Source organism: Rickettsia endosymbiont of Ixodes scapularis (assembly GCF_000160735.1).
GTDB classification, from domain to species: Bacteria; Pseudomonadota; Alphaproteobacteria; order Rickettsiales; family Rickettsiaceae; genus Rickettsia; species Rickettsia tamurae.
Window position 1 is genome coordinate 87,356 of sequence record NZ_CM000770.1, and the last position, 16,531, is coordinate 103,886.

Below are 16,531 nucleotides of genomic sequence, written 5' to 3' on the forward strand. Positions count from 1 at the left end.
AAGCTAAAACATGTACTATTTAAACAGGATTAAAATGGCAATACTTGCAAATAGAGTAAAAAATTCTTCAAATTCATTAGAATTAATAAGAATAATATCAAATACTCTTAAGCGTTTTTTTGTTATATTTGGGCTTGGATTGTCTGTATATTTATTTTTTACTACGCCTAAAAAAATATCTAGTATATCACTTGAAGTAACCGGTAGTATAGTATCAACCGGTTTAGCAGTTTATGAAGATATATTTGAATATATAAATTCAATAACAGAAAAATTTATTTATTTTCAAGATTTAGAACGAAAAAATATAGAACTTAAACTTGAGATAGCAAGATTACAACATTTGCAAAGTGAAGTAGAATCGGTAAGAGCCGAAAACATTGCATTAAAAGATTTGTTAACGATTGCTGAGGAAGAAGAATTTGAATATATTACTACTAAATTACTGAGTGTTTCCTTTAATCCATTTTCTAGAACAGCTTTGATTTCTGCAGGTAAAAAGCAAGGCATTGAACCTGATCAAATCGTTGTTAATTCAGGAAAATTAGTAGGAAAAGTAATAGAAGTGAGTAATAATTATGCTAAAGTAATGTTAATTAGCGATGTTAATTCTAGAATACCTATTAAAGCTAATTCTTCAAGAGAACAAGGTATTTTAGCAGGTAATAATAATAATAGTAAAATTTTATACTTGCCTAACAATCATTTAGTACAGAAAGATGAGGAGATAGTAACCTCTGGGCACGGTAATATTTATCCTGCAGGTATTTTAGTGGGTTATGTGTCTAAAGTTACGGAACATGATGTTATGGTAAACGTAGCAGCTGATCTATCTAAAACGGAATTTGTACAAATATTATTGCCTAAAGAGTAATTTCTGTTTTTTTAATGTTGTACTCTATGTCATTCCCGCATAGGCGGGAATCCAGTAAAACCTATAAAAAACTTGTTTATTTTATCAATAATATGTAATTTTTGTACCGATATTAAGTTATTTATTCTGGATTCCTGCTTCCGCAGGAATGACATTAAGAGCATGAAAAAGGATTATTTCGGCATTATTGCCGAATATATTTGCATAATAATCTATAAATTAAAATTTTATCAAATACTACATCATAGAAAACGTTATTATGTCGGTGAAATAGATATTATTGCGTTATGTAATAAAGAAATTGTTTTTATTGAAGTCAAAGCAAGAAGCTCTAAAATTGATGATAGATTTGTATCTTTCAATCAGCAAAGAAGAATTACTAGGGCTGCTGAAATGTTTTTAAGTAGCAATTCTAAATATAGAAATTATAATATCAGGTTTGATTTGGTAATTATAAGATCTTATAAATTACCTATAATTATAAAAAACGCATGGTAGTATAATTCAAAAAGCTTTTGTAGGTCTCGCCTTTAAATTCGTCTTGTCTGAAGCTTTCTGAATTATACTACATCAATATTTAATTTATTCGGAGTATGTGATATGGCACTTGCTACTAAAGTAAAAGAATTTTTAGAAGAAAAATTAAAACAAGAAAAGATAGATCGTAAATATCTTGCTCAAGTTACTGATATCCCTTACACGACCGTTAGCAGAATTATGAGAGCAGAAGTTAATCGTGAATTTAATCCTGAAATAGATACTATTTTAAAAATAGCAAAATATTTTAATTGTACTATGGATGAGGTAATAAAAAGAAAAGTACAGAATAATTCATAAAGCTTGATACAAGCGAATTTTGCATGACTCGCCTGTACTCACAGTTTACCTAGTGCTTTCGCAGGCTCGCATTTAAATTCATCTTGTCTGAATCTTTCTGAAATATGCTGTACCTACGAAATAAAACATAAAATATGACAATAAAAAATAAAGGACTGATTATAATTTTATCTTCCCCTTCAGGTACAGGTAAGTCAAGTTTAGCTAAAGCATTATTGAAAATAGATAATAATTTGCGTTTATCTATTTCGGCAACTACAAGAAAACCACGTTTAGGAGAAGTAGAGGGTATAAACTATTACTTTAAGACCGGTCTAGAGTTTGAAGAATTAGTTAAGCAGAATAAATTTCTTGAATATGCTAAAATATACGATAATTATTATGGTACGCCTAAAGAATATGTCGAAATGTTATTAAATCAAGGCTTGGACGTTTTGTTTGATATTGATTGGCAAGGAGCAAGGAGTATTAAGAAAAATGCTACTAATGTTGTTGCTATATTTGTATTGCCTCCTAGTATTGAAATACTGGAACAACGCTTAAGAAATAGAGCGACCGATAATGAAGAAGCAATAAAATTACGTATGCAGTCGGCACAAAACGAAATGTCACATGCTAATGAGTACGATTATGTAATTACTAACGATGATTTCGACCAGACGCTTAAAAAAATACATGCGATTATAGTTGCAGAACGAGAAAAAGCGTTTTGACTTTATCGTTTTTTCTTTCTATACTGAAAATTAGAAGTTATGTTTCTAATTTTTATGGTACTAGTTTAAATGCTTAGAAAACAATTCCTTTCATCAATAATAAAACATTTTAAAACTCATAAAGTTTGTGCCTTGTTAGGACCAAGGCAGTGCGGAAAAACTACACTTTCTAAACAGTTCGCAGAAGCTTATAATATTCCTAAAATCAATATTTTTGATCTTGAAAATCCCTTAGATTTAGCAAGATTAAATGAACCGATGCTTGCTTTGTCTGATCTAAAAGGATTTGTTATTATTGATGAAATTCAGTATAAACCGAATCTATTCCCTATTTTAAGAGTTCTTGTTGATACAACTGATATTAAATTTTTAGTACTAGGCAGTGCATCAAGAGACTTAATTAAACAAGGTTCTGAAACACTAGCAGGTAGAATAGGTTATATTGAAATGACACCGTTTACCTTATCTGAAGTGTCAGGTACTCAGCAATTATGGATACGCGGCGGATTTCCTTTATCATATCTTGCAGATGATGAAGAGTTAAGTGCTTTATGGTGTCAGAATTACATTAAAACATTTTTAGAAAGAGATATACCAAATTTAGGTTTTACAAAATTCCGTCTATGCAGTTACGTAGGTTTTGGTTAATGCTTTGCCATTATCACGCTAATATATTTAATACCTCAGAACTTGGGAATTCTTTATCTATCTCATATCATACCGCAAAGCATTATTTAGATATTTTAGAGGGAACTTTTATGATCCGTATTTTGCAGCCTTGGTATGAAAACCTTAAAAAAAGACAAGTTAAAACTCCAAAAATCTTTTTTAGAGATAGTGGAATATATCACGCTTTATTAGGCTTAAATAATTATGAAGCTTTAAGCACTCATCCTAAAATAGGTGCATCATGGGAAGGATTTGCCTTAGAACAAATTATTAGATATTATAAAGCAGAACCCGAAGAATGTTATTTTTGGTCATCTCATAATGGAGCGGAAATAGCTCTTTTAATTTTTAAAAATGGAAAACGTTTGGGGTTTGAAATTAAATATACAAATACACCGAGCATTACAAAATCAATGCAAATATCTTTAGAAGATTTAAAACTTGATCAAATTAATGTAATATTTCCAGGTGATATTAGCTTTAAATTGTCAGAAAAAATACAGGCAATAGGTCTTTCGAGCTTAATTCAAAATGATACAAAAGCTGTAACTATATAGTTACAGCTTTTAGAATGTTATATTATTTCACATCCGCCTTTTTTAGCACCTTTGCCGGCAAGTTTTGTTTGCTGAGCTTCATAATCATTATTATGCATTTTATCAAAATTTTGATCAACTGTTAAATATGTTGTTCCGGTACTATTAGGTGGGCTTACCATATTTTTCATAGGTTGAGATTTTATCTCGTTTGATAAAGTTGTTGTTCTAGCTTTAATTCTTTGTAATGCCGCTAATGTATCCATATCATTACTTTGTTTACTCATATTTTCTCCTATATTTATTTGTTAAATTTTATCTTATCCACACGTTATTTTGTTTTTTTTGTTGAACTTGATTACTTTGCTCAACTTGGTGATTCTTTGGGGTAGCTATTGGGTTATTTAAAGAATCTTTTATTTTATTAGCTTCACGTTGAGTATTAATTTTACTACATATATTTTTACGTACATCTTGATCTTCACTGCTTAAATTTTTATTATTGACTATTGCTTCCTGTTGGTTATTGAGTAAAAAATGCTTCTGTTTAAATTCTTGATGTTTGTTAGGATCTAGAGTATTTTTTGATTTCTCTATAGCATCTCCAAGCTGATTTATTTTTTCTTGATTTTTTTGGTGAAATACATTAACACTTTCTATTTCTTTTTGAACGTGTTTTTGAACTTTTTTAGCTTCTTTTACTACAGTGTTTTTAAATGCTAGATTCTCTTTCTTTACTTTTAAATTCTCTTCTAATTCCTTAATTTGTTCAGGTAATAAATTTTTATCTTTTAATTTCTTGGTTAAATCATTAATTTCTTTTTCTATAATCTCTTTTTCTTCATTAGCTTTTTTAACTACTATATTTACTTTTTCTTGTTTCTCCTTAAGCTCTGCAAGTTTTTGTCTACGTTCTTCTATTCCTTCTTTAGTTAAAATATTTTTATTAATCGCCTGTTCATCGATTATCTCTTCTCCATTTTCATTTATTCTAACCATTGTTGCTATAGGAGAAGATAATTTTTTATATTCTTCTGATTTTCTCTTAAATCCATCATGGATATCATTAAGTTCTTGGATTTGCCTTGCAGCTTCCATTTTATATTGTATTATTGCTTCTTCCTGTTTTCTTTGTTTTTCTAACTGTTCTAGCTCTTTTTGAGTAATTTCAGAATTAAGCTGGCTTTCTGCTAGTTCTTGCTTTTTTAATGCTATAGCCTCTAATTTTTCCGCTATATCATTAATAAAAGAACTATCGGATTTAATATTTCGAGCTGTACTTACTAATCTACTTAACTCTGCAGGGTTATTAGTAGCGGTAATTTGAGCAAGAATAGCTTTGATATCATTAAGTGCTTGAGGATCAGTTGTTTTTTCTTTTTGTGGATATCCTTTATTCGTAATTTTACTCACAATAACCTTTTATGTGTGTTCCAATTATCCATAAAACGTTAACAAAAATTAACAATTAAGTCAAGAAAATTTTAACAAAAACCAAACAACCCTCAGCTATAAGCTGAGGGGTTATAAAGTGGAATCGATTAGAAATCGATCATCATTCACAGGTTCACCTTCCTGTTCATCAATATAGTGCTGTATCATTTCATCAGTTATATTACCTGAACTGACCGCCATATAGCCCCTAGCCCACAAATGATTGCCCCAAAATTGTTTTCTTAAATGAGCAAATTCTTGCAATAAAATTCTTGAGCTACTACCTTTTAAATACTGTACTAACTTGCTAAGAGATATTTGTGATTTATATGAGATAAACATATGCACGTGATCACATGATATTTTCCCTGAAATTATATATACTTCATGTTCCATACAAATCTGCCTTAGTAAATCTCTAGCCCTTTCCGCTACTTTGCCTATCAATACTCTCTTCCTATATTTTGGTATCCATATAAGATGTACTTTTAAATCATACTGACTATGACTATTCTTTCTATAACTTCTCATGTTTCTTGATATAAATTCATTGCTAAAGCAATTTCATTATATCTTCCCTTCGCCTGAAGGCGAAGGATTTCTTATCCCCGAAGGGGGACATTAATTTTGTATTTCTAGCCATTGATTTAATAACTCATCTAGCTTCTTTTTATCATGAGTTAATTGATTTGTGATCTGAGTGTATTTTTGAGGATTATCTAAATACAGATTAACGTCTTCAAGTTCTTTTTCTAAGTGTTTGATGGATATTTCTAGCTTCTCAATATCATTTGGTAATGTTTCAAGCAAACGCTGGTATTTATAAGATAGCTTTTTATTTAGAGGTTCTTTTTGAGAAGTTAATGGTAGTGGTTTTGAAGCTTTTTTAGTTATAGGAGAGGTAGTAAAATACTGCTTATAATCTTCATAACCTCCTGTCAAATCATGAATTTTACCTTGAGTGAAAACTAAAGTTCTAGTAATTAACCTATCTAAAAAGTCACGATCATGGCTCACGACTATTAAAGTACCTGAATAATCTGCAAGTATATCTAGTAAAATTTCCAGACTATCCATATCGAGGTCATTAGTCGGTTCATCTAAAATTAACAGATTTCCAGGGTTAATTAGAATTTTTGCAAGTAATAATCTATTAGCTTCACCGCCTGATAAAATAGCAGTTTTTGCATTAAGTAGTTTAGGATTAAACATAAATTGTTTTAAATAACCGGCAACATGCATGGTTTTACCGTTTGGCAAAAATACTTGATCACCGCCTGTAGGACATAAAGTTTGTTGTAATGTATGATTAGGCTCTAGTTTTTCTCTATGTTGATCAAAATATGAAATATCTAAATTACCGCCATATATAATTTTACCCAAGTCAGGTGTAAGTTGCTTTGTTAGTAATTTGATAAAAGTGGATTTGCCTGAGCCGTTTGCACCGATTATACCGATTTTCTCGCCTTTTTTTACACGAAAGCTAAAATTATCAATAATTTTAGTATTTTTATAACTAAAAGTAATATTATCTGCTTCAATAATGAATTTACTTTTAGCTATATTTTCGGCAAGCTCTGCCCTAACTCTTTGTTTTGAACTAGCTAGTTTTTCAGTCTGTTCTTGTGTTATTGCTCTTAAAGCTTTCAACTCCGCAAGTCTCTTTTGATTCCGCTTACGTCTAGCAGTAACGCCGGCATTTAACCATTCATTCTCTTTAGATAATTTTTTATTTAATTTTCGAAGAGCGGCTTCTTCTTGTTCTATGATAATTGTTTGCTATTCATCAAAAAATTTAAATCCTTTATCGGATTTACGTAAAATCCCTCTATCAAGCCACCAAATCCTTGAAAGGATAAGGATTATAGCATATTCATTAACCATAATTTAGGCATCTTAATACGAAACTCGCGTTTATTAGTAACATTTGAGAGGAATGTTCTATCATGACTAACGCAAATAATAGCACCGTTATAAGATTTAACAAATTCTTCTAACCATTCGATTGTTTCAATATCTAGATGGTTAGTCGGTTCATCAAGTAGTAATATTTCCGGCTCTAATATTAAAGCTTTAGCAAGGCTTGCTCTTCTAAGCTGACCCCCTGAATAGGTTGATAAGTTATCTGTTCCGTTGATTTGTAATTTTTCTAGAATTATATCGATTTGGTATTTATCTATTTCTTTTGTACTATCTGTTTGTTGTAAGACAAAATCATAAACAGTTAGATTAGTTTTTATAGAAATATCTTGTCTTAAATAACCGGTTGTAACTAAAGGATCTTGAAATAACTCACCGTTATCTAGCTCATAATTACCTGATATTACTTTCATTAAGCTTGATTTCCCGCAGCCGTTAAGTCCTATAAGACAAATCTTATCGCCTTTGTACAAATAAAGCTCTAAATCAGATAAAATTACTTTACCCGCAAAGCTTAGATTACCGTTTTTGATGTAATAAATTGGGGTCATAATGGTGTCATACTGTGGCTTGACCATGGTATCCAGAAAACAATTTAGTATATATATTTTTTAGCATTTTTAAGCTGGATACCGTGGTCAAGCCACAGTATGACAATGATTTAGACTAAACCTTCTTAATCACTAAACTGGCATTAGTACCACCGAATCCGAACGAGTTGGAAAGCACGTAATCTATCTTAGTTTTCTTAGCTTTAAGTGCAACTAAATCTATCTTAACCTCATCCATAGGGTTATCTAAGTTTAAGGTTGGCGGTGCAATCTGATCTCTAATTGCAAGAGCTGAAAAGATAAACTCAACACTTCCTGCCGCACCAAGCAAATGTCCTATTGATGATTTAGTAGAAGACATTAAAACTTTGGGATTCGCTTCTAAAAATAATTTTTGTACGGCTGCTAATTCTATTCCATCACCAAGTGTAGTAGAAGTACCGTGTGCATTAATATAATCAATCATATCGGGCGTGATAGCTGCATCTAGCATTGCGTCTCTCATTGCTCTATAAGCTCCTCTACCTTCAGGATGTGGGGCTGTCATATGATATGCGTCACCTGTAGAGCCGTATCCTATAACTTCACCGTAAATTTTAGCACCGCGATTTACAGCGTGCTCATATTCTTCCAAGACTGCAACGCCTGCTCCTTCACCCATAACAAAACCGCTGCGGTCTTTATCCCAAGGTCTTGAGGCTTTTTCAGGATTATCGTTATATTTAGTACATAATGCTCTAGCAGCAACGAAACCTGCAACTCCAACAGGTGTAACTGGAGCTTCTGCACCGCCTGCGATCATAACATCGGTATAGCCGTGCTTTATCATACGCATAGCATCGCCTATAGCATGTGCCCCTGTAGAGCAAGCTGTTACTGCCGCTTGGTTCGGACCGCTAAAACCGTATTTTACAGAAACAAGACCGGATAAAAGGTTAATTAATGAGGCGGGAATAAAGAAAGGGCTAACTTTGCCGTTATTTTCTTGATAAAGTTTGATAGAGGTATATTCGATCATTTTAAGCCCGCCGATTCCTGAACCTAATATCAAGCCGGTTCTATCACGAGATTCTTCATCTTCGGGTAACCAGCCGCTATCTTCAACTGCTTCGGTTGCGGCTGCTACTCCGTAATGGATAAATTTATCCATTTTACTTAGTCTATTAACGTCATCTGCTTGTGTGAAATTTTCAAGTTTAAATCCATCTTTCTCAGAGTTATCTATAAGTCCGGCAATTTTACACGCAAGTTTATAGGTGTCAAATTCCGTAATAGTTTTTATACCGCTTAATCCGGTTACAATATTTTTCCAAGATGAGCTAACATTAAGCCCAACAGGAGTAACAAGTCCAAGTCCGGTAATAACTACTCTTTTATTTACTCTTTGATTCGACATTTTTAATTATCTATTAGGGATTTAATTTATGCAGATTAAGATTGGCGTTCTTTGATATATTTTATAACATCGGATACGGTTTTAATTTTAGTAGCTTCATCATCAGGGATATCAATACCGTATTCAACTTCTATTGCCATCATTAATTCTACGGTATCAAGGCTATCGGCTTTCAAATCTTCTATAAATCTTGAATCCGTAGTTATTATCGATTTATCTTTATTTAGCTTTTCAGCAACCATTTCAATAACTTTCTGTTCGATCTTGTCCGTTGTACTCATAATTTTGAACTCCATAAATCATTTAATTTTATATGCCGTATAATAGCGGTTATTCGGCTATTAGACTTTATTTTAACTGTATGAATATTTATTTAAAATATTTATAGCATTTTATCTTTAAAAGAACTTCTAGCACAAAAAATTATTTTATGCTAGCACAAAATAATCTTATTAATTTTTATACCATTAACATACCGCCGTTTACATGTATAGTTTGACCGGTAATATATGATGCCTGATCGCTTGCTAAAAATGCGACTGCATTTGCCACGTCTTCCGGCATACCGTAAGTACCTAGCGGAATTTTTTGTACTATGGCTTCTCTTTGTTTTTCGTTTAGTTTATCGGTCATATCTGATTTAATAAATCCTGGAGCTACTGCATTAACCGTAATTCCTCTGGTTGCAACTTCATAAGAGAGCGATTTGGTTATGCCTATTAAACCTGCTTTAGAAGCACAATAATTAGCCTGCCCAGGGTTACCTGAAATTCCTACTATTGAAGATATGTTAATAATGCGTCCATACCTGTTTTGCATCATTTTTTTTATTGCTTCACGATTTAAAATAAAATTTGCTTTTAAATTAATATCAATAACTTTGTCAAAATCTTCATCTTTCATTCTAATTGCTAGCGTATCACTAGTAATACCGGCATTACATACTAAAATATCTAGCTTTGATGCTTTAGATATTAAATTGCTGCATTCTTCCTTATTTGCAAGGTTGCATATTTCTATCGTATAATTATCTTTTAAAACCTTTCCAAGGGATTTTAATTTTTCCTCATTACTACCGCTAATAATTACATGGCTTCCGAGTTTATGTAGTAACCTTGCTATAGCTCCGCCTATGCTTCCTGAAGCTCCCGTAATTAAGGAAGTTTTACCTGTTAAATCAATCATTTTCTTCCTTCGTTTGATCAAGATTTATATTAGTAATTTTTGACGATTTTTCACGTATTATTTTCTCAATTTCATTGGAAATTTGTGGATGTTCTTTTAAATATTGTTTGACGTTTTCACGCCCTTGACCTATGCGTACGTTATTGTAGGAAAACCAAGAACCGGATTTCTCAACAATATCAAGCTTAACTCCAAGGTCGATTATCTCGCCTTCTTTTGAAATACCTGAACCGTACATTATATCAAAATCTGCAGTTTTAAATGGAGGAGATACTTTGTTCTTGACTACTTTTACTTTGGTTTGGCTGCCTATTACTTCTTCTTTATCTTTAATGGAGCCGATTCTTCTTATATCGATTCTAACAGAAGCATAGAATTTTAAGGCATTACCGCCTGTCGTAGTTTCAGGACTACCGAACATCACACCTATTTTCATTCTGATTTGGTTGATGAAAACAGTAATACAATTGGTACGATTAATTGATGCGGTAAGTTTACGCAAAGCCTGGCTCATTAATCTTGCCTGAGAAGCCATTTGAGCATCACCCATTTCGCCCTCAATCTCTGATTTCGGTACTAAAGCCGCAACACTATCTATTATTATCATATCAATACCGCCGGAACGAATTAACGTATCGGCAATTTCTAGGGCTTGTTCACCTGTATCGGGCTGTGAAATAATAAGCTCATCAATATTTACGCCTAATTTTTTAGCATAAGCAGGGTCTAATGCATGCTCAGCATCAATAAAAGCACATGTACCGCCTTTTTTCTGTGCTTCGGCAATTAAATGTAGTGTTAAAGTAGTTTTACCTGAGCTTTCAGGACCAAAAATCTCGATTATTCTGCCTTTAGGAACACCGCCAATCCCAAGAGCTATATCTAGCCCAAGTGAGCCGGTCGATACGGCCTCTATATCAACATTTGGACGCTGCCCTAGTTTCATTACCGAACCTTTACCGTAGCTTTTTTCGATTTGTGTGAGTGCTGCGGCAATGGCTCTTTCCTTATCTGTATTTGACATAAATTTCCATATTATAAACTTATCAATTAAAATATAAGCTTGAGAAAGAAAAATCAAATTTTATTTATGTTATTGTGCTTGTAAGATTAAATCTTGACTTCCATACTAGGTGATGCTTAGATGTTAAATTTACTTGTATTATAAATTTTAAAGCTAATTAAATCACTTGTTAACAGTCGCATAGTTTCCAAAAAAGATAGATTTAGTAAAACCCTTATTAAATAACTTATCACATATGGTATCATAATTCTCACAAACTGAATATATCGCTAAAGATAACTCAGCATCTACATCTTATAAATTTAAATGGCATATTTAATTATTTTAAGCATTTGCTTACTTTTGGCATAGTTTGGATTCCTGAATCATCTAATCCTAGTAATGAACCATGGGATTGGATAGAAGTATTTCAATCGTTTTTTGGGATGGCATCTTTAGTTCAAGGCATTAAGATGTTGGCTAAATACGGTATTATGAATCTAGCATCCGGCGGAATGCTATTAATTGGAATTGTGTTACTAATAATACGCGAGTTTCGAATTAATATAGCATAGGATTTAGCATATCAAGAGAGATGTAATAGAAGGTTTATTATCAGACATTTGATAATTTATCAGTGCTGCAACCATATGCACAAAGGCATTTGTAACTGATCTATGCCTTGAATGCTCAAACTTCCCCAATAGTTTAATTTTACTAAACACAGATTCTATTAATGCTTTTTTAAGCAATAATATTTTATCCAACATAGACATAAGTTTATTTTTCATATTTTTCTTTACCCTAGTTACCATAAAAATTCCTTGCTCTAAAAGTTGTAGAAATAATTGTTGCGAAATATAACCACGATCTCCGAATACTTTACCAAAAAGATTTTTGATTATCAGTTCCAGCTGTTTTCTATCATCCTTATTGCCAGGGCTAAAAGATGCTTTAACTATACCACCGGCTCTATTAATTATTAGATGTAGTTTAAGTCCATAGAACCAACCTTTTGTTGTCTTACTGCTTGCTGCTATGCCGGCGAACACTTTATTCATTGAAATACGGTATCTCTTACATACCTCTATACTACTTGAATCTACAAAAGAGAGTCCGTCACACTGATCCAAAATAGAATTGAATATTAGTACTAATAGTGGTAAATGTGGACCTATTATTTTTATAAATTGACTATAGCTTACTAATTGAAAATCTCTTTGATGATGAATTCATATTTGCTTCAGATAATAATTCTTAAAACAATCATAAGATGACTGCCAGTAGCCTATTATAATTGTTATTACCTCACTTCTGTTCAGTCGACTTTTAGGACCAGATTTGTTGTTATGGTTAGTAATTGAATTTGTATGCTTGTCTAATTCTTGAAAAAAATCATCGACGTAACAAAATATTTCTGTAAAATCCATTATCATAGGTTATTGCTCTTAAAGTTTTTTCAATAACCTATAAACTTTTTTCTAATACTATAAATACCATATTTTAATTAGCAATTTGTATTTTGTACTCACTTTATAACAAAAACAGTATTATTAAGATCCCCGTAACCCAGTTACTATCAGCTATTCAGCGACTTTTTGAATACGAAACTCGCGTTAATTAGCAATTTTAGTATAGGAGTAATAGTTTATTTGCTGATTACTTGTGTCTTAGGATCCATAATGTATCTTATGTCCTTATGGTTACAGTTTATCAAAGGGTTAAGTCCTTTGTATGCAGGTCTTTATATGTTGCCTGCAGCAGTTTTTGCTTTAATTGCATCTTTAGTTATGCCATATTTACTCACACGATTTACCGCACGTGTAATAATGTTTAGTGGGCTTATCTTTACTACTATATCATTGATTTTACCTAGTATATTAGACTATAGAGATTTACTATCGAATACTATATATCTTGGATTGCTTGGTATAGGAAGTAGTCTATGCCTCTCTACCACCGTAACAGTTATGATGAATGCAGTGCCGGCAGAGAGATCCGGAGGTGCAGCAGCATTACAAGAAACAGCATATGAATTAGGTAATGTGTTAGGTATAGCTATTATTATGAGTATTACATCTTTTATTATAGTAACAATCTAGTAATTCCTCGCGGTGTTTCTGTATCAATGGCAGAAATAGCTTGTGACTCAATCGGTGAAGGAATAATTATTGCTCAACAACTACCACCTTCATTTGCTCACGAGTTAATTAAGGAGGTTAATATTGCTTTTATAAATGCATTTAATATAGTAGGTATTATTCTAGGAATAATCATGCTAATATTGGCGGGTGTGATTATGTATGTTCTTCCTCCTTTTAAAGCATCTACCTCTCTACATTAATAGCTTTATTACATGATGAAATTGGTATAGAAACCTTACCGTCTTTTGCTCCCGATTGATTAAACTTAAATTGCTTAAGTTTCAACCACCGAAGAGAAATAAACTCTTGGTGGTCGGGGAAGTAAGAAAAACATCAACGATAGCCATAATAGCCTTTAGGTTCTAAGTTTAAGCTTTAAACCTTGGACATAACTATTATAACTCCGACCGGAATAAAGCCGAGGATTGCATCATTTTTATGGTCGATACAAATACCACGTTGATTAAGAGGTTCTTACGCCCCGAAATAGCATTTTGCTATTTCGAGTATCATTTTATATATAACTTTCACAAAGTCAATCGATAACTTATTTTTTTAAACTAATAATTTATTTATCTAGATAATCTTTTACTTTTAATATACTATATTTTATATCATTTTTTTACTGGATTCTCGCGGAAGCTGGAATGACATACGAGTTTTGCTGAATTATCTACTCGTCAAGTAGCAGAAACTAATAAACGCGAGTTTCGTATTAAGATGCCTAAATTATGGTTAATGAATATGCTATAATGCTTATCCTTTCAAGGTTTGTAAGAGGTGTGACAAGTTTTACAATTTAATAGTTATAGTCAAAAAAGACAATTTACTAAAAATTTATGCAGTTTTAAGTACATTTTATAACAAAAACAATATTACTAATATCCTCGTAACCCAGTTACTATCAGCTATTCAGTTCCTCTATTAATACGAAACTCGCGTTAATAATGCAACAGGAATGGAAGAAAATAAGATTGCAAGTAAAATAGGAGGAAGTATAGCTAAAAACGCTAAAACGGTCTTGGAAAATAAAACCGGTAAAAAAGTAATCTCAACAGAGAATTATTTACCGCCTAAACTTGCAAAGTAACTAGGCTATGTGAAAGAAAATTAATTTTTAAGCGAAAATTAATAAGATTTTTGTAGTAATAGTTGTCCCTATTTCAAAAAAAATCTTATAACTTGTAGCCAAAAAAAGCAAAAATAGATTAAATTGATTTTCCTTTACACAGTCTAGGCTTAATTTGAAATACTTTAAGTTTTTTAACCACCAATGAGCATAATTTTTGGTGGTCGGGGAGGTCGAAAACTGCCAAAAGTCAGCCACACTAGGTTTTAAGCTTACAGTAACCCTTAAGCTCTGGACATACCTAATATCTCCCCGACCGTGAAGTTGAGGATTACATCAGTTTTGTGAGAAATGCTCTCACTTTTGGCAGAGGTTTCAACACCCCGAAATAGCACTTTGCTACTCCAAGTATCATTTTATATATAACTTTCAAAAAGTCAATGATGGTTTGTTATGGTACTAACAACGCTCTATGCTTCTATACCGTAAGAGTCAGATGGTGATGATACATCGGCTAATAACGGCATTTTGCAATTTTGATAGTCAATATCTGTGTAACGAGGGTTAAATATCTCAAATATTTCTGTAATGCTTTCTTTATATTCTTCAGACTTGGGATTTGCTGTTCGTATAATTGTTATTAAGCTTGCAAAGTTGCTGATAGTCTTAAAACTATCATCACCGCCAAGACTCTTACATATTTCATGCAATATTCCGCTTGAAGAATCTAAGTTTATTGCTATAGCGGATGGGGAATTTAATTTTACAATTTCATTATTTAAATTAGTTAGTGGTAGTATTGAGAATTCATATTCCTTAATAGATTTTGCTAGTTTTATAATATCATCTAAATTATTAATTTTTATAACTTCATCTAATATAACTGCATTATTCTTAAAATTTTCATGTAGTAGTTCTACAAATGCTAATTCTTTATTCTTTATTACTAAATCTAAATTTTCATTTTTTATATTTCTTCCCTTATACCAATCCCATCCATATTTAGCTGCAAAACCTAGACTTATTACTCCAAATACCGTAGCGGTGATATAAGCACCGGTATATCCACCGCCATTTGTATCGTCGTTAGGTTTTTCTATAGTGGAAGTGGTTGCCTCAGTGAAAGGTTTACTTAGTAGATCTAAAATATTTTTACCTACTTCTGTAGAGAATATATCGTCCAAAGTTACGTTGAAAGCATCTATAATAATCTTAAGATTATCAGTAGTGAATTTGACTGGTATATTCAATAAATTAAAAATTTCTACCCCTGCTTCTTGAGCATTTTTCAAAGTTATTTCCGAATGATTTAAAATATCTCTCAAATTATTAACAAGCATTTTGGCATTATGCTCTTGTAAAACAGCTTCGCCTTCAGTGGTAGTGCATTCCTTTAATTCTACTAGGGTATTGTTTTGAAGTAAGTGCTTACCTTCTTCTAAAATAACGCTAGTACTGTTTCCATAAGTAACAATAGATTTTATAGGGATTTTAATGCCTGTACACTCCCTAATTACTGCTGATAAATCGTTAGGTATATCTGTTAAATGATTATAGATTCCTGCCCAATTACATTTTATATTCTCAACTAAATAACCGTTAGTGAAACTTCCTTTAACAGTATTATATACTGATGAAAGTATAGTATTGCCTAACTTATAAATAATATGCTTTGTATTTCCAGGTAAGCTACTCACCATTTTATTTGCAAATATAGGCATGAAACAGTTTAAGTTTATATTTAATATAGGTGCCATAATATTACTCCTTTAATTAATAAAAACCATAAAACGTGGTTTCTAGAGTATGTTAATGTTTTTGTCAAGATAAAGTTAAAATAAATTAATATATGAAAGGATTTGAGAAAGATGATTGTTATGCTGTAATGTTTCGTTTTTTCGTCATTGCGAGGAGAGGCAAAGCCTCGACGTGGCAATCTCATGAAACAGTAGACTTCTTGCATAACCTCCTTCTAAAGGTAATTTGTACGTCAATCCGGTACTTGCATCCTCACGTACTAAGTGTACGCTGCCGGTGCTGCGTTCCGTGTTTCCTTCAAATTCCTCTTTATAAACGCGAGTTTCGTATTAAGATGCCTAAATTATGGTTAATGAATATGCTATAATGCTTATCCTTTCAAGGTTTGTAAGAGGTGTGACAAGTTTTACAATTTAATAGTTATAGTCAAAAAAGACAATTT

The 16,531-nt window shown here is 32.0% G+C and carries 16 protein-coding genes and 2 pseudogenes; 8 read left to right on the forward strand and 10 right to left on the reverse strand.

Annotation, left to right across the window (positions count from 1 at the left end):
- Window positions 1-34 precede the first annotated feature (34 nt).
- The 5 genes and pseudogenes from mreC (at window position 35) to REIS_RS00480 (ending at window position 3,650) form a co-directional block, all read left to right on the forward strand.
- Complete coding sequence (gene mreC, locus REIS_RS00460; RefSeq protein WP_008579281.1) at window positions 35-874, forward strand: rod shape-determining protein MreC; 840 nt, start codon at window positions 35-37, stop codon at window positions 872-874.
- A 162-nt stretch (window positions 875-1,036) separates the two neighbouring features.
- Window positions 1,037-1,372: a YraN family protein gene (locus REIS_RS00465; RefSeq protein ID WP_008579282.1), complete on the forward strand. Its 336-nt coding sequence runs from the start codon at window positions 1,037-1,039 to the stop codon at window positions 1,370-1,372.
- 102 nt (window positions 1,373-1,474) lie between these two features.
- Entirely contained in the window at window positions 1,475-1,711 is a 237-nt protein-coding gene (locus tag REIS_RS00470) for a helix-turn-helix transcriptional regulator (protein WP_008579283.1), read from the forward strand.
- Window positions 1,712-1,845: 134 nt separating this feature from the next.
- A complete protein-coding gene (gmk, locus tag REIS_RS00475) occupies window positions 1,846-2,424 on the forward strand; it encodes a guanylate kinase (protein ID WP_008579284.1) in 579 nt (192 codons plus the stop codon).
- Between the two features lie 69 nt (window positions 2,425-2,493).
- Window positions 2,494-3,650: pseudogene (locus REIS_RS00480) on the forward strand (ATP-binding protein).
- 17 nt (window positions 3,651-3,667) lie between these two features.
- Here REIS_RS00480 and REIS_RS00485 read toward each other — a convergent pair.
- From REIS_RS00485 to REIS_RS10600, 9 genes and pseudogenes are all read right to left on the reverse strand, one after another.
- Window positions 3,668-3,916 (reverse strand): hypothetical protein, encoded by a 249-nt coding sequence (locus REIS_RS00485; protein WP_008579285.1) that lies wholly within the window; start codon window positions 3,914-3,916, stop codon window positions 3,668-3,670.
- Window positions 3,917-3,944: 28 nt separating this feature from the next.
- Entirely contained in the window at window positions 3,945-5,042 is a 1,098-nt protein-coding gene (locus REIS_RS00490) for a hypothetical protein (protein ID WP_008579286.1), read from the reverse strand.
- Window positions 5,043-5,153: 111 nt separating this feature from the next.
- Window positions 5,154-5,594: an IS200/IS605 family transposase gene (gene tnpA / locus REIS_RS00495; RefSeq protein ID WP_008579210.1), complete on the reverse strand. Its 441-nt coding sequence runs from the start codon at window positions 5,592-5,594 to the stop codon at window positions 5,154-5,156.
- Window positions 5,595-5,684: 90 nt separating this feature from the next.
- Window positions 5,685-7,534 (reverse strand): annotated as a pseudogene (locus tag REIS_RS00500) (ABC-F family ATP-binding cassette domain-containing protein).
- Between the two features lie 115 nt (window positions 7,535-7,649).
- On the reverse strand, window positions 7,650-8,930 hold the full coding sequence (gene fabF / locus REIS_RS00505; protein WP_008579291.1) for a beta-ketoacyl-ACP synthase II: 1,281 nt from the start codon (window positions 8,928-8,930) through the stop codon (window positions 7,650-7,652).
- A 35-nt stretch (window positions 8,931-8,965) separates the two neighbouring features.
- Complete coding sequence (gene acpP, locus REIS_RS00510) at window positions 8,966-9,226, reverse strand: acyl carrier protein (protein WP_008579292.1); 261 nt, start codon at window positions 9,224-9,226, stop codon at window positions 8,966-8,968.
- A 163-nt stretch (window positions 9,227-9,389) separates the two neighbouring features.
- A complete protein-coding gene (gene fabG, locus REIS_RS00515; RefSeq protein ID WP_008579293.1) occupies window positions 9,390-10,115 on the reverse strand; it encodes a 3-oxoacyl-ACP reductase FabG in 726 nt (241 codons plus the stop codon).
- Window positions 10,108-11,139 carry a recombinase RecA gene (recA, locus tag REIS_RS00520; RefSeq protein WP_037214165.1) on the reverse strand — a complete coding sequence of 344 codons (1,032 nt, stop codon included), beginning with the start codon at window positions 11,137-11,139 and terminating at the stop codon, window positions 10,108-10,110. The genes fabG and recA overlap by 8 nt, the downstream gene beginning before the upstream one ends.
- A gap of 557 nt (window positions 11,140-11,696) precedes the next feature.
- The gene (locus tag REIS_RS10600; RefSeq protein WP_083787731.1) at window positions 11,697-12,350 is read right to left on the reverse strand and encodes an IS982 family transposase; all 654 of its coding nucleotides are present in this window, start codon (window positions 12,348-12,350) and stop codon (window positions 11,697-11,699) included.
- 420 nt (window positions 12,351-12,770) lie between these two features.
- Between REIS_RS10600 and REIS_RS15265 the strand changes: the two genes are divergently transcribed.
- The 3 genes from REIS_RS15265 (at window position 12,771) to REIS_RS11760 (ending at window position 14,352) form a co-directional block, all read left to right on the forward strand.
- A complete protein-coding gene (locus REIS_RS15265; RefSeq protein ID WP_371256094.1) occupies window positions 12,771-13,220 on the forward strand; it encodes an MFS transporter in 450 nt (149 codons plus the stop codon).
- A gap of 26 nt (window positions 13,221-13,246) precedes the next feature.
- A complete protein-coding gene (locus REIS_RS00540) occupies window positions 13,247-13,462 on the forward strand; it encodes a hypothetical protein (RefSeq protein ID WP_008579297.1) in 216 nt (71 codons plus the stop codon).
- Window positions 13,463-14,220: 758 nt separating this feature from the next.
- Entirely contained in the window at window positions 14,221-14,352 is a 132-nt protein-coding gene (locus REIS_RS11760; protein ID WP_008579298.1) for a hypothetical protein, read from the forward strand.
- A gap of 449 nt (window positions 14,353-14,801) precedes the next feature.
- Here REIS_RS11760 and REIS_RS00545 read toward each other — a convergent pair whose 3' ends face one another.
- Complete coding sequence (locus REIS_RS00545; protein ID WP_008579299.1) at window positions 14,802-16,088, reverse strand: DUF5460 family protein; 1,287 nt, start codon at window positions 16,086-16,088, stop codon at window positions 14,802-14,804.
- Window positions 16,089-16,531: the final 443 nt, after the last annotated feature.